Here is a 14453-nt window from a genome sequence, read left to right as displayed (position 1 = left end):
AAGTTCCGTTCCGGGGAAGATCCGTGGGAGCGCCCCCACCAGCGATGTCCGGATTTCGGGATTGTTACCGGGCCGTGTCCGCTCTAGGGGTGGACCACGCGGGATGCAAGCGCTTACATGTGGGGACGACCATCGGACCGGCGCGGGTTCGATTCCCCCAAGCGCCGGCAAGGAAGGAGATCGGCATGGCGTTTGCCAGATCACGCCAGGCTCTCGCGGTCACCGGCGTGCTGGGGCTGGCGCTCGGCGTCGCCGCCTGCGGCACCGGCAACGACAAGAAGAGCGACAAGGCGGGCTCGGCCGAGTGCGCGGCATACGAGAAGTACCAGGGCAACGACGGTAAGAAGGTCTCGATCTACTCGTCGATCCGGGACATCGAGGACGAGCGCCTCCAGCAGTCCTGGAAGGAGTTCGAGGACTGCACCGGCATCAAGATCGACCACGAGGGCTCGGGCGAGTTCGAGGCCCAGCTCCCCGTCCGGGTCGACGGCGGCAACGCCCCCGACATCGCCTTCATCCCGCAGCCGGGCCTGCTCAAGCGGTTCGTCGACTCGGGCAAGCTCAAGCCCGCCGGCGCCGACACCAAGGCCATGGCCGAGCAGAACTACTCCCCCGACTGGCTGAAGTACAGCACCGTCAACGGCCAGTTCTACGGCGCCCCGCTGGGCTCCAACGTGAAGTCCTTCGTGTGGTACTCGCCGAAGACCTTCAAGGAGAAGGGCTGGTCGGTCCCGACCACCTGGCAGGAGCTGATCGACCTCAGCGACAAGATCGCGGCGAGCGGCACCAAGCCGTGGTGCGCCGGCATCGAGTCCGGTGACGCCACCGGCTGGCCGGCCACCGACTGGATCGAGGACGTCCTGCTCCGCACCGGCGGGCCGGAGGTCTACGACAAGTGGACCACCCACGAGATCCCGTTCAACGACCCGCAGGTCGCCACCGCCGTCAACCAGGCCGGCAGCATCCTGAAGAACGAGAAGTACGTCCTCGGCGGCGTGAAGAGCATCGCCACCACCTCCTTCCAGGAGGCCGGCGCGCCGGTCCTCAGCGGCAAGTGCGCGCTGCACCGGCAGGCGTCCTTCTACGCCAACCAGTGGGCCAAGGGCACCAAGGTGGCCGAGGACGGCGACGTCTTCGCGTTCTACTTCCCGGCCATCGACCCGGCCAAGGGCAAGCCGGTGCTGGGCGGCGGCGAGTTCGTCGCGGCCTTCGCCGACCGCCCCGAGGTCCAGGCGGTGCAGACCTACCTGGCCTCCGGCGAGTACGCGAACAGCCGGGCCAAGATCGGTGACTGGGTGTCCGCGAACAAGAAGCTGGACATCAACAACGTCCCCAACCCGGTGGACAAGCTCTCCGTGGGGATCCTGCAGGACCCGAAGACCGTCTTCCGTTTCGACGGCTCGGACCTGATGCCGGCCGCGGTCGGCGCGGGCACCTTCTGGAAGGGCATGGTCGCCTGGATCAACGGCAAGGACACCACCTCCGTCCTGAACGACATCGAGGGCAGCTGGAAGTGATCCGCGTGGGTGGCCCGGTCCGCGTCCCGGGCCGGGCCACCCGCCCGCATCCGAACCCTTGAGGGAGGGTTGATGGAGTTCGACTTCGCGGCGGAACAGCCGAAGTTCCTCATGCTGATGTACGGGCTGATCGCTTTCGTCGCGGTGGTGGGCGGGCTGCTCCTGCTCCTCGACGTGGTGCCGGCCTGGTTCGCCCGGCGCCGGGAGGCGCAACTGGTCGCGGCCTCGGTGGGCGGCGCCCCGCGGCCCCGCCGGCGCAAGCAGCGCGAGGGCGCGTTCGCGTTCTTCTTCCTGCTGCCGACGCTGCTGCTGCTGACCATCGGGCTGGTGGTCCCGGCGGTCCGCACCACGCTGCTCTCCTTCATGGACTCGGGCAGCAGCAACTGGGTCGGGCTGGACAACTACGGCTGGATGTTCGCCGAGGACTCGATCTTCCGGGTCCTGATCAACACGCTGATCTGGGTGCTCCTGGTGCCGCTGGTGGCCAGCGCGTTCGGCCTGATCTACGCGATCCTGGTGGACAAGGCCCGGCTCGAGTCGGTGGCCAAGTCGCTGATCTTCCTGCCGATGGCGATCTCGTTCGTCGGCGCCGCCATCATCTGGAAGTTCATCTACGCCTACCGGGGTGACGAGCAGGACCAGATCGGTCTGCTCAACCAGATCGTGGTCAGCCTCGGCGGCGAACCGAAGCAGTGGCTGCTGGACTCGCCGCTGAACACGTTCCTCCTCATCGTGATCATGGTCTGGATCCAGGCCGGCTTCGCCATGGTGGTGCTCTCCGCGGCCATCAAGGCCATCCCGGCGGACATCATCGAGGCGGCCCGGCTCGACGGCACCACCCCGTGGCAGATGTTCTGGCGGATCACCATGCCGACCATCCGGCCGGCGCTGATCGTGGTGGTGGTGACGATCTCCATCGCCACGCTCAAGGTCTTCGACATCGTCCGGACCGCCACCAACGGCAACTACGACACCAACGTGATCGCGACCGAGATGTACAACCAGGCGTTCCGGTACGGCGAGAACGGGCAGGGCTCGGCGCTCGCGGTCTTCCTGTTCGTCCTGGTCCTGCCGCTCGTGATCTACCAGATCCGCAACCTGCGCAAGCAGCGGGAGGGCTGAGATGACCACCGCCACGCCCACCGTCGGAGCAGGCGTCCAACCCCCGGCCCCGCTCACCCGGGCCGCCCGGGTCCGCAAGCGGCTCAACAGCCGCACCGCCACGCTCATCTCGATCGTGCTCGCGCTGCTCTGGACCATCCCCACCTTCGGCCTGTTCGTCTCCTCGTTCCGGCCCGAGGACCAGATCAAGAACACCGGCTGGTGGACGTTCTTCAGCGACCCCCAGTTCACCTTGAAGAACTACCAGGACGTGCTGTTCAGCACCGGCTCGTCGGGGCAGCTCGCCAGCTACTTCATCAACTCGCTGGCGATCACCATCCCGTCGGTGCTGTTCCCGATCGCGTTCGCCTCGCTGGCCGCGTACGCGCTGGCGTGGATCAACTTCCGCGGCCGGGACTGGCTCTACATCGGGATCTTCGCGCTGCAGATCGTGCCGCTGCAGATGGCCCTCGTGCCGCTGCTGAGGTTCTTCTCCACCGGCGTCACCCTCGGCGGGGTCCAGCTCCTCCCCGCGTGGGACCTGGTCGACGAGCAGAAGTTCGCGCAGGTGTGGTTCGCGCACACCTGCTTCGCGCTCCCGTTCGCCGTCTACCTGCTGCACAACTTCATCTCGCAGCTCCCGGGCGACCTGATGGAGGCGGCCCGGGTCGACGGGGCCACCCACCCGAAGATCTTCCGCACCATCGTGCTGCCGCTGATCATGCCCGCGCTGGCGGCGATCGGCATCTTCCAGTTCCTCTGGGTCTGGAACGACCTGCTGGTCGCGCTGATCTTCGCCGGTGGCGGCAACGAGACCGCCCCGCTGACGGTCCGCCTCGCCGAGATGGCCGGCACCCGGGGCAACGAGTGGCAACGGCTCACCGCCGGCGCGTTCGTGTCGATCGTCGTACCGCTGATCGTGTTCCTGTCCCTCCAGCGCTTCTTCGTGCGGGGCCTGCTCGCCGGCAGCGTCAAGGGTTGATCCGCCGCCCCGCCGCCGCCGGCACACCGGCGGCGGCGGGGCACGGGTCGCGGCGGGGAGCCACGATGACCAAGATTGACGACGTCGCCCGCCTGGCCGGGGTCTCCACGGCCACCGTGTCCCGGGCGCTGCGCGGCCTGCCGACGGTCTCCGCCGCCACCCGCCGCCGGGTGCTCGCCGCCGCCGAGCAGCTCCAGTACGCGGTCTCGCCCAGCGCCTCCCGGCTGGCCGGCGGGAAGACCGGCACCGTCGCCGTGGTGGTTCCCCGGATCACCCGGTGGTTCTTCGGCACGGTCGTCGAGGCGGTCGAGGACCTCCTCCAGCAGAACGGCTACGACCTGCTGCTCTACAACCTGGGCGGCCGGGAGCAGACCCGGCAACGGGTGCTGCGCACGGCCAGCCTGCACAAGCGGGTGGACGCGGTCATCCTGGTCGCCACCCCGCTGCGCGCGGCCGACGTGCACGCGCTGACCAAACTCGACCTGCCCGGCGTGACCATCAGCTCCGGCAGCGGCGTGCCCGGCTGGCCCTGCGTCCGGATCGACGACGTGGCCGCCGCCCGGACCGCCACCCGCCACCTGCTCGACCTCGGCCACACCCGGATCGCGCACATCTCCGGCGACCCGGACGACGAGCTGGCCTTCACCACCCACCTGGACCGCCGGCGCGGCTACCAGGAGGCGCTGCGCGCCGCCGGCCTCCGGCCCGACCCGAGCCTCGACGTCGAGTCCCGGTTCACCATCGACGGCGGCACCCACGCCACCGCCGAACTGCTCGCCCGGGGCGAGCCACCGACCGCCATCTTCGCCGCCTGCGACGAGATGGCGATGGGCGCGGTCACCGCGCTGCGCGACGCCGGACTGCGGGTGCCGCAGGACGTCAGCGTGATCGGCATCGACGACCACGACCTGGCCGGCGTGCTCGGGCTGAGCACCATCGCCCAGCCCGCCGCCGACCAGGGGCGGCTCGCCGCCCGCATCCTGCTCGACCCGCTGGGCACGCGCGTCGCCGACCCGTACCCCGGGCTGGTGCCGATGCCGCGCGGCGCCGACGGCGACCGGCGGACGCCGGCCTCGGTGATCCTCCCCACTCGGCTGGTCGTGCGGGACTCGACCGCGCCGCCCCGGGCACACTGAACGGACCCGTTCGTCCCGCACCCACGACAGGGAGAAGGCGCTGAACACCGACGCGACGAAGCAGGCCCCGGCCACCGGCTGGTGGACCGAGGCGGTCATCTACCAGGTCTACCCCCGCTCGTTCGCCGACTCCGGCGGTGACGGCGTCGGCGACCTGCCGGGCATCACGGCCCGGCTCGACCACCTCGCCGAGCTGGGGGTCGACGCGGTCTGGCTGTCCCCGTTCTATCCGTCCCCGCAGGCCGACGCCGGCTACGACGTGGCCGACTACCGGGACGTCGACCCGCTCTTCGGCACGCTCGCCGACGCCGACAGGCTGATCAGCGAGGCGAAGGCCCGCGACCTGCGGGTGATCGTCGATCTGGTGCCCAACCACACCTCGTCCGCGCACCGCTGGTTCACCGCGGCACTGGCCGCCGCGCCGGGCAGCCCGGAGCGGCGGCGCTACGTCATCCGCGACGGCAAGGGACCGGACGGCGCCGAGCCGCCGAACGACTGGGAGAGCGTGTTCGGCGGCCCCGCCTGGACCCGGCTGCCCGACGGGCAGTGGTACCTGCACCTGTTCGACCCCGGCCAGCCCGACCTCAACTGGGACGACCCGGAGGTACGCGAGGAGTTCCTCGGCGTGCTGCGCTTCTGGCTGGACCGGGGCGTCGACGGGTTCCGGGTGGACGTGGCGCACGGCCTGATCAAGCAGGCCGACCTGGCCGACTGGCAGGAACCGCAGGAGATCCTCTCCGGCAACGAGGCGGACAAGCCGCGCCCGCCGATGTGGGACCAGGACGGCGTGCACGAGATCTACCGGGAGTGGCGCCGGCTGCTCGACTCGTACGCCGGGGAGCGGGTCCTGGTCGCCGAGGCGTGGGTGGAGCCGGCCGAGCGGCTGGCCCGTTACGTCCGGCCGGACGAGATGCACCAGGCGTTCAACTTCGAATACCTGATGGCCGCCTGGACCGCCCCCGCCCAGTACGCGGTGATCACCCGCTCGCTGGAGGCCACCGACGCGGTCGGCGCGCCCACCACCTGGGTGCTGTCCAACCACGACGTGGTCCGGCACGCCTCCCGGCTCGGGCTGACCACCGGCGGCGGGCGGATGAACGGCATCGGCGTGGACGACCCGCAGCCGGACGCCGCGCTCGGTCTGCGCCGGGCCCGGGCGGCCAGCCTGCTGATGCTCGCGCTGCCCGGCTCGGCCTACCTCTACCAGGGCGAGGAGCTGGGGCTCCCGGAGCACACCACGCTGCCCGACGAGGCCCGGCAGGACCCGACCTGGGCCCGCAGCGGGCACACCCAACGCGGTCGGGACGGCTGCCGGGTGCCGATCCCGTGGGAGGCCGACGCCCCGTCGTACGGCTTCGGTCCGACCGACGCGAGCTGGCTGCCCCAGCCGCCGGTGTGGGCCGAGTACGCGCTGGACCGGCAGCGCGGGGTGCCCGGCTCGACGTACGAGCTGTACCGCACCGCGTTGCGGCTGCGCCGCGAGCACGCGCTGGCCCGGGGCCCGATGCGCTTCCTCTCCTCCGGCGACGAGGTGCTCACGTTCACCAACGGCGACCTCACCGTGCTGACCAACTTCGGCGCGGCGCCGGCGCCGCTGCCGGCCGGGGCGTCGGTGCTGGTGTCCAGCGCCCCACTCGACGGCTCCGCCGTCCCCACCGACGTCACCGTGTGGTTCCGGGCGTAAGGCGGGGCCCCCTGTTGACGCCTCCCGCATAGGAGGGGCCCCCTCTCCACACTCACCTGTTGAAAGGGGCCCCTCCTTCCAGCCGGTCGGCGCGGGTGTGCAGGAGCGTGTGCACCTGCGCGATGTCGCGGGGTGAGGTGCGGGCCGCCAGCCAGTACATGATCCCGGTCGGCACGAAGAACAACTGGAACGCGGCCAGCCCGACGGCATAGTTCAGCGGCGGCGGGAAGGCCACCCGCAGCGCCGCGAACGCCACCCCGACCAGCCCGTTGCCGGCCGCCCGCCCCACGCCGTTGACCAGGTTGCCGAGGCTGTAGACCGTGCCCCGGTGCTCGGGCGGGTTCACGTCGGCGATCAGCGCGAACCAGTTCGGCGAGTTGGCCGAGGTGAGCGCCAACGCGACCACGGCGGTGAGCAGGCTCAGCCCGACCGTCGGCTCGGTCAGCACGCTGGACAGCACGGCCGACACCACCGCGCCGGAGCCACCGCCGTCGGGCACGTCGATGCGGATCGGCACGAAGAACAGGACCAGGTAGAACGGCACGGCCGCGAGAATGCCCACGGCCGCGACCAGGGCCCGGCCGCTGGGCGTACGCCGTTGCAGCGCGTCGCCGACCAGGCCGCCCACGATGGACAGCACACCGCCGAGCTGGAACAGGGTGGCGAACACGCTGCCCACCACCACGGCGGTGGCCGCCGAGTAGCCCTGCGCCTCGGCCCGCTGGCTGAACAGCACCGGCAGCCAGACCAGCGAGCCGAAGGCGGCCTGGGCGGTCAGCCCTTGCAGGATCAGCCAGCGGTTGGTCCGCCGGGCCAGGATCCGGGGCAGGTCGGCGCGACTGATCCGGTAGTCGTACTCGCCGCCGGCGTCCAGCGCCCCGGCCAGCTCCGGCTCGCTCTGCCCGCGCGCGATGTCGTACGTGAACAGGTACGCCACGGTGGCCGCCAGACCCACGCCGGTCAGCAGCAGGAACGGCCGCCGCCAGTCGGTCGCGCCGAGCAGGCCGCCGGCCAGCGTGCCGGCCAGCGTGCCGACGCCCTGGGACAGGCCCCAGAAGCTCATCACCAGGCCCCGGCGGCGCGGCGAGATCAGGTCGGTGACCACGGAGAAACCCACCGAACCCACCGCGCCCAGCCCGATCGCGGCGGCGAGCTGGGCGGCCAGGAACGTCGGGTACCGCTCGGCCAGCGCGCTGCCGCCGGTGCCGGCCGCCCAGATCAGCGTGCCGACCATGAGCAGCGGCTTGCGGTTGGTGCGGTCGCCGACGTACGCCCAGCCCACCGCCGCCACCGCGCTGACCAGGAAGCTGACGGCGGTGACCAGACCGAGCAACCGCTGGGGTACGCCGAGCGCGCCGGAGATCGGCCCGTACAGCGGTGGCACCAGACCGATCGCCACGTTGTCCAGCGAGGCGAGCACGACGAAGACCACGACGCTGTAGAACCGGTGTGCCGCGTTCCCGCGTCGGAAGACCGTCGTGCCGCTCATGCCGGCAGCCAACCAGGCTCGCGCCCGGCGTGCACGACGACCCCCCGGCGCGCCGCGTCCGGTGTTGAGCGGGGCCCCCTCCTATGCAGGAAGCGTTGACAGGGGCCCCTCCTTACCCCCGGGCGTGGGCGTAGCGCTCGCGGATGGCGGGGACGGCGTCGGCGGTGTACTCCTCGGTGTCGCCGATGGACCAGGTGGGCGGGGCGTCGCCGCCCAGCGCCACCCAGGCCGCCTGCCGGGCCGCGCCGTCCGCGACGTACTCCCCGGGCGGCGGGACCACCACCGGGCGGCCGAAGACCTGCGGGGCGATCCGCCGTACCGCGGCGGACCGGGCGCCGCCGCCGACCAGGATGATCCGGTCCGCGCGGGCGCCCTGGGCGAGCAGCGCGTCGAGGCCGTCCGCCAGCCCGCAGAGCATGCCCTCGACGGCGGCCCGGGCCAGGTGGGCCGGCGTCGAGGTGCCGAGCGTGAGGCCGTGCAGCGTGCCGGTGGCGTGCGGCCGGTTCGGCGTCCGCTCCCCCTCCAGGTACGGCACCAGCACCAGCCCGTCCGCGCCCGCCGGGGCGGACAGGGCCAGCTCGCCGAGCGTGTCCAGGTCGACGCCGAGCAGCGTCGCGGCGGCGTCCAGCACCCGGGCCGCGTTCAGCGTGGCGACCAGCGGCAGGAACCGGCCGCTGGCGTCGGCGAAGCCGGCCACCGCGCCGGTCTCGTCCGCGGCCGGGGTGTCGGCGACCGCGAAGACGGTGCCGGAGGTGCCGATCGAGACGACCACGTCGCCCGGGCCGGCGCCGACGCCGAGCGCCGCCGCGGCGTTGTCCCCGGTGCCCGGGCCGAGGAGGATCCGGCCGGCGCCGCCAGCCGGACCGCCGGCGTCCGGCCCGTCGTCGAGCACCGCCGGGTCGAGCTGCCCGGCCACCTCCGCCGGGCCGAGCACGGCCGGCACCCGGATCCGCCGGCCGAACGCCCGCTCCAGCAGGTCCGGCCGGTATTCACCGGTACGCGGCGACCAGTAGCCGGTGCCGCTGGCGTCGCCCCGGTCGGTGCGCAGCGCGGCCAGGCCGGGCGCGCCGGCGAGCTTCCAGGTCAGCCAGTCGTGCGGCAGGCAGACGGCGGCGACCCGGGCGGCGTTGTCCGGCTCGTGCCGGGCCAGCCAGCGCAGCTTGGTGGCGGTGAAGCTGGCCACCGGCACCGCGCCGGTCGCGTCGGCCCAGAACCGGCGGCCGGTCTCCCCGCCGCCGGCCTCCTCGACCAGGTCCCGGGCCGCGTCGGCGGACCGGGTGTCGTTCCACAGCAGCGCCGGGCGGACCACCTCGCCCGCCTCGTCCAGGCAGACCATGCCGTGCTGCTGGCCGCCGACCGAGACGGCGGCCACGTCGGCCAGCCCGCCGGCCTCGGCGACCGCCGCCCGCAGGGCCTCCCACCAGGCGTACGGGTCGACCTCGGTGCCGGCCGGGTGCGGCGCGCGGCCCTGCCGGACCAGCGCGCCGGTCTCCGCGTCCCGGACGACCACCTTGCAGGACTGGGTCGACGAGTCGACCCCGGCGACGAGCGGCATGGCGGCCCGCCTCAGCGCGCGCCGAGCAGGTGCTCGACGGCGAGCTGGTTGAGTCGGACGAAGCCGAAGCCCTTCGCCCCGGCGGCCTCCGGGTCGAACTCCTCGAACGCGGTCCGGTCGGCGAGCAGCTCGGCGTAGCCCTCACCGGGGTGGAGCGTCGGGGTGGACAGCTCGGCCACCCGGGCGACGGCGAGCGCCTCGGCCACCTCCGGGTCGGCGCGGAACGCCGCGGCCCGCTCCTTGAGCAGCAGGTAGGTGCTCATGTTCGCGGCCGCCGAGGCCCACACGCCGTCGATGTCCTCGGTGCGGGAGGGCTTGTAGTCGAAGTGGCGCGGGCCGTCGTAGGCCTGGCCGCCGTCCGGGCCGCCGTGCTCCAGCAGGTCGACCAGCGCGAACGCGTTGAGCAGGTCGCCGTGGCCGAAGACCAGGTCCTGGTCGTACTTGATGCCGCGCTGGCCGTTGAGGTCGATGTGGAACAGCTTGCCCTGCCAGAGCGCCTGGGCGATGCCGTGGGCGAAGTTCAGCCCGGCCATCTGCTCGTGACCGACCTCCGGGTTGAGCCCGACCATCTCCGGGCGGGCCAGGGTGGAGATGAAGCCGAGCGCGTGGCCGACGGTGGGCAGCAGGATGTCGCCACGGGGCTCGTTCGGCTTCGGCTCCAGGGCGAAACGCAGGTCGTAGCCGTTGTCGACGACGTACTGGCAGAGCAGGTCGACGGCCTCGCGGTAGCGGTCCAGCGCGGCCTGGACGTTCTTGGCCACGTCGTACTCGGCGCCCTCCCGGCCGCCCCACATGACGAACGTCTTCGCGCCCATCTCGGCGGCGAGGTCGACGTTGCGCAGCACCTTGCGCAGCGCGTAGCGGCGCACGTCGCGGTCGTTGCTGGTGAACCCGCCGTCCTTGAACACCGGGTGGTTGAACAGGTTGGTGGTGACCATCGGCACGACCAGGCCGGTCTCGTCGAGGGCCTTGCGGAACCGGCTCAGCCGGGCGTCGCGGGTGGCGGCGTCCGCGCCGAACGGGACCACGTCGTCGTCGTGGAAGGTGATCCCGTACGCGCCGAGTTCGGCGAGCCGATGCACCGCCTCGACGGCGTCCAGCTCGGGCCGGGTGGCGTCGCCGAACGGGTCGCGGGCCGGCCAGCCCACGGTCCAGAGACCGAAGGAGAACTTGTCCGCGGGGGTGGGACGGGGTGCCATGGCAGACCTCCAGGTGGTGGTGTCGTCCGCGATTTGTTCAGCGGTTGAATTAAATGGCGGGGATGTGGCATTGTCAAGTGGTGACCAGCGCCAGCACCGCCGGAGCGGTCCGGCAGGGCAGCCTGCGCGAGTTGAACCTCGCGGTCGTGCTCCGGCGGATCGCCGCCGCCGACCGCCCACCGTCGCGGGCCGGGCTCGCCGCCGGTACCGGGCTGACCCGGGCCACCGTCTCCGCCGTCGTCGACGACCTGATCGCCGGACGGCTGGTCGCCGAGGCGGAACCGGCCCCGCGCACCGGGGCCGGACGACCGGCCCGGGGCCTGGTGCTGGCCGCCGACGGGCCGGCCGGGCTGGGTCTGGAGGTGAACGTCGACTACCTGGCGGCCTGCGTCGTCGACCTGACCGGCGCCGTCCGACACCACCTGGTCCGCCGCGCCGACCTGCGCCCGGTCTCCCCCGCCGACGCGCTCGCCCGACTGGCCGCGCTCGCCGCCGAGGCGCGCGCCGCCGCCGTACGCGACGGATTGACCCTGGCCGGCGCGGCGCTGGCGGTGCCCGGCCTGGTGGGCGACGGCGGCCTGGTCCGGCTCGCGCCGAACCTCGGCTGGCGCGATGTGGACGTGCCGGCGCTGCTGGCCGGGCGCCTGCTCGCCGAGCCGGTCGACGGCGTCCCGCCGCTGGTGGTCGACAACGAGGCCAACCTGGCCGCGCTCGGCGAGCTGTACGCCGGAGCGCCCGGGTCCCGCAGTTTCCTGCACGTCACCGGCGAGATCGGCATCGGCGCCGGCATCGTGCTCGACGGGGCGCTCTACCGGGGCGCCCGCGGCTGGAGCGGAGAGATCGGTCACTTTCCGGTCCAACCGCAGGGACAGCCGTGCCGCTGCGGCGGTCAGGGCTGCCTGGAGCGGTACGCCGGCCAGGAGGCGATCCTGGCCGCCGCCGGGCTGCCCGGCGCGGAACTGCCCGCCGACACCGCCGCCACCCGCCTCGCCGACCTGGCCGGGGGCGGCGACCCGACCACGCTGGCCGCGCTGGCCGACGCCGGCACCGCGCTCGGGGTGGCGGTGGCGGGCGTGGTCAACCTGCTCGACCTGGACACCGTGGTGCTCGGGGGCGGATACGCGCCGCTCGCGCCCTGGTTGCGCCCGCCGGTGGTGGCGGAGATATCCCGGCGGGTGCTCACCGCCGCGTGGTCGCCGGTCACGGTGCGGCCCGCCGCGCTCGGAGCCCAGTCCGCCGCGGTCGGCGGCGCCACCTCGGTGGTCCGCCGGATCGTCGACCGGCCGGTCGGCTGGCTCTCCCGCACGCCCTGATCGGAGCCGTTCCCCATGGGCGTCCGGCCCCCCGCTCGGTGCGCTTGCCAGGAGGCAACCTGTCCGCCGAGCGAGGAGCGCACCGACAGCATGCACACGGGTCGACCGACCGAAGCGCCCGGCCACCGGCGGTGACCGCCGCCCGCCGGGGCGGTGTCGCCGGGCCGGTCAGCGGCGGTGGACCCGCCCCCCGGAAACGACCCCCGCGGGTGGCCGGGGCCGCGCTGCCGGCCGACGACCGGCTCGCCCGCGAGCTGCTGGACGGGCTGGCCGAGGCGGTCGTGACGATCGACCCGGCCGGTGTGGTGACCCTGGTCAACGCCATGGCGGCGGAGCTGCTCCCCGAGCTGGCGCCCGGCGTCGGCCTGGCCGGTTCCCGGGTGCCCGCGCTGGCCGAGGCGGCCCGCGACGGCGCCGACACGTTCGAGACCGAGCACCACGGCCGGCGACTGCGCGGCCTGCGCCGCGAGCTGGCCGGTGACCGCTGTGCCTGGTACGTGCGGGACGTCAGCGAGGAGCAGGCACGCACCGACGCGCTGCTCGCCGAACGGTCCCGCACCGCCTTCCTGGCCCAGGCCGGCAGCCGGCTCGGGCTCTCCCTGCACCGGGAGCAGACCCTGCGCACCGCCGTGACCCTCCCGGTGCCCTACCTGGCCGACGTCGCCGTGGTGGTGCACCGCCCGCCGCCACCGGCCGAGGACGAGCCGCACTGGATCCGGTGCGCCGCCACCGACCCCGCCCCGGTCACCGGCGTGGCCGGCCGGCGGACGGCGGAATCGGTTCCCGGCCTGGTCGAGGCGCTCGAGGGCGCCCTCACCGAGCCCAGTCCCTGGCTCGACGCCGAGCTGGCCGACCTGGCCGAGGTGCTCCCGGCCGACTTCGGCCGGCCGGGCACCGTGCTGATCAGCCCGATGCCCGGCGCCGGCGGGCCGGCCGGGGCGCTGATCCTGGCCCGCCGGCCCGGCCGCGCCGGTTTCGACCAGCGGGAGATCGCGCTGGCCCGGCAGTTCGCCGGGCGGGCCGGCGCCGCGCTCGCCGCGGCCGAGCTGTACGGCGAGCAGACCCACCTGGCCCGGGTCCTGCAGAACAGCCTGCTCCCGCCGAAGCTGCCGCACCTGCCGGGGATGACCCTGGCCGGCGGTTACCGGGCCGCCGGGGACAGCCTGCGCATCGGCGGCGACTTCTACGACCTGTTCCCCACCCCGGCCGGCGGCCTCTTCGCGCTCGGTGACGTCTGCGGCAAGGGCGTGGGCGCGGCGGTGCTGACCGGGCGGGTCCGCCAGTCGTTGCAGACCCTGCGCCTGGTCGAGCGGCGCCCCCGGGAGCTGCTGGAGCTGCTCAACCGGGCGCTGCTGGACGCGCCGGGCGCGGCCGCGCAGGCCCAGTTCACCACGCTCCTGCTCGGCATGCTGAGCCGGGAACCCGACGGCGGTCTGCTGGTTCGGATGGCCGGCGGCGGGCATCCCGCGCCGCTTGTCGTACGCGCCGGCGGCGGGATCGACGTGGTCCGGGTGGGCGGCATGCCGGTGGGCGCGCTGCCCGCGGCGAGGTTCGCCGAGGCCGAGGTGCGGCTGGCCCCGGGCGACCTGCTGCTGGCGTACACCGACGGGGTGACCGAGGCCCGGGGCGGCCCCACCGAGCTGGTCATGTTCGGCGACGACCGGCTGCGGCAGGCGCTCGCCTCCGGGGCCGGGCTGCCGCCGGCCGCACTGGTCGACCGGGTGCTCCAGCTCGTCGACGAGTGGCTCGACGGGCAGCCGCACGACGACATCGCCATGCTGGCCGTGGCGGCCTCGTGAGTCCGGGCCACCGGCCCACCGCCGCCGGCGGACGACGCGTACGTGGGCTGAACTCGGCGGCTGCCGGTGGCCTCAGGCGGTGCGGACCACCGGGGGTTCGTCGGGCGGGAGCGGCTCGCCGGGCCGGCGCGTCACCGCGGGCCGGCCGGGCCGGGACGGCGCGGTCAGGTCGGCCAGAGGATCGGCGATCCGCTCCCCCGACGGCTGCAACACCGGCCAGCTTCCGGCCACGGCCGCCGCCCCGCGGCGGCCGATCTCGTCGAACTCGCGCATCCCGCGCAGCAACGCCGCCCGCCCGTCCGGGCTCATCGCGTCCAGGATCCGCGCCAGCCGGCGCCGCCGGTCGGCGCGCAGCTCGGCGAGGAGCCGGTCGGCCTCCGGGGTGAGGTGCAGCGAGATCTCCCGACGGTCGTGGCGACCCGGCTCCCGCTCCAGCATGCCGGCGGCCACCAGGCGGTCGCAGAGCCGGCTGGCGGAAGAGAGCAGCATGTCGGTCAGGGTGGCGAGCCGGCGGAGGTTGATCCCGTCATACTGCTCGACGACCATGACCGCGCGTAACTGCGCCCCGGAGAGTCGGTTGGTGGTCTGCTCCCGGGCCGCCTCCCAGACGGCGAGCAGGGTGCCCACTGCCTCGTCCAGAGCGGCGGACATACTCACTTCAGGTCCCACGGGACCGGG

Annotated in this window: 11 protein-coding genes; 7 read left to right on the top strand and 4 right to left on the bottom strand. The window is 73.7% G+C overall.

Annotated features, from left to right (window positions below; all coding sequences use genetic code 11):
* Positions 1–185: 185 nt before the first annotated feature.
* The 5 genes from ACGFI2_RS22020 (at position 186) to ACGFI2_RS22000 (ending at position 6420) form a co-directional block, all read left to right on the top strand.
* Positions 186–1517, top strand: coding sequence for an ABC transporter substrate-binding protein (locus tag ACGFI2_RS22020; RefSeq protein ID WP_393520091.1), 1332 nt, complete (start codon positions 186–188; stop codon positions 1515–1517).
* Positions 1518–1589: 72 nt separating this feature from the next.
* Complete coding sequence (locus ACGFI2_RS22015; RefSeq protein ID WP_393520088.1) at positions 1590–2639, top strand: carbohydrate ABC transporter permease; 1050 nt, start codon at positions 1590–1592, stop codon at positions 2637–2639.
* Position 2640: 1 nt separating this feature from the next.
* The gene (locus ACGFI2_RS22010; protein ID WP_393520085.1) at positions 2641–3600 is read left to right on the top strand and encodes a carbohydrate ABC transporter permease; all 960 of its coding nucleotides are present in this window, start codon (positions 2641–2643) and stop codon (positions 3598–3600) included.
* A 65-nt stretch (positions 3601–3665) separates the two neighbouring features.
* A complete protein-coding gene (locus tag ACGFI2_RS22005) occupies positions 3666–4736 on the top strand; it encodes a LacI family DNA-binding transcriptional regulator (protein WP_393520082.1) in 1071 nt (356 codons plus the stop codon).
* 40 nt (positions 4737–4776) lie between these two features.
* A complete protein-coding gene (locus tag ACGFI2_RS22000) occupies positions 4777–6420 on the top strand; it encodes a glycoside hydrolase family 13 protein (RefSeq protein WP_393520348.1) in 1644 nt (547 codons plus the stop codon).
* Between the two features lie 52 nt (positions 6421–6472).
* Here the strand turns inward: ACGFI2_RS22000 and ACGFI2_RS21995 are convergent, their stop codons facing one another.
* From ACGFI2_RS21995 to xylA, 3 genes are all read right to left on the bottom strand, one after another.
* Positions 6473–7909: an MFS transporter gene (locus ACGFI2_RS21995; RefSeq protein ID WP_393520079.1), complete on the bottom strand. Its 1437-nt coding sequence runs from the start codon at positions 7907–7909 to the stop codon at positions 6473–6475.
* 112 nt (positions 7910–8021) lie between these two features.
* Positions 8022–9464: a xylulokinase gene (xylB, locus tag ACGFI2_RS21990; protein WP_393520076.1), complete on the bottom strand. Its 1443-nt coding sequence runs from the start codon at positions 9462–9464 to the stop codon at positions 8022–8024.
* 11 nt (positions 9465–9475) lie between these two features.
* The gene (gene xylA, locus ACGFI2_RS21985; RefSeq protein ID WP_393520073.1) at positions 9476–10663 is read right to left on the bottom strand and encodes a xylose isomerase; all 1188 of its coding nucleotides are present in this window, start codon (positions 10661–10663) and stop codon (positions 9476–9478) included.
* Positions 10664–10716: 53 nt separating this feature from the next.
* On the opposite strand from xylA, the gene ACGFI2_RS21980 reads away from it, so the two are divergent.
* Positions 10717–11976 (top strand): ROK family protein, encoded by a 1260-nt coding sequence (locus tag ACGFI2_RS21980; RefSeq protein ID WP_393520070.1) that lies wholly within the window; start codon positions 10717–10719, stop codon positions 11974–11976.
* A 209-nt stretch (positions 11977–12185) separates the two neighbouring features.
* Positions 12186–13775: a SpoIIE family protein phosphatase gene (locus ACGFI2_RS21975; RefSeq protein ID WP_393520067.1), complete on the top strand. Its 1590-nt coding sequence runs from the start codon at positions 12186–12188 to the stop codon at positions 13773–13775.
* Between the two features lie 72 nt (positions 13776–13847).
* Here the strand turns inward: ACGFI2_RS21975 and ACGFI2_RS21970 are convergent, their stop codons facing one another.
* Positions 13848–14426 carry a MarR family winged helix-turn-helix transcriptional regulator gene (locus ACGFI2_RS21970; RefSeq protein ID WP_393520064.1) on the bottom strand — a complete coding sequence of 193 codons (579 nt, stop codon included), beginning with the start codon at positions 14424–14426 and terminating at the stop codon, positions 13848–13850.
* Between the last annotated feature and the right edge of the window lie 27 nt (positions 14427–14453).

Origin of the sequence: Micromonospora sp. NPDC049282, from assembly GCF_043197045.1 — a bacterium.
GTDB lineage: Bacteria > Actinomycetota > Actinomycetes > Mycobacteriales > Micromonosporaceae > Micromonospora.
Note: the sequence above shows the minus strand (reverse complement) of the source record. Positions and strands in the feature narration are given on the sequence as shown.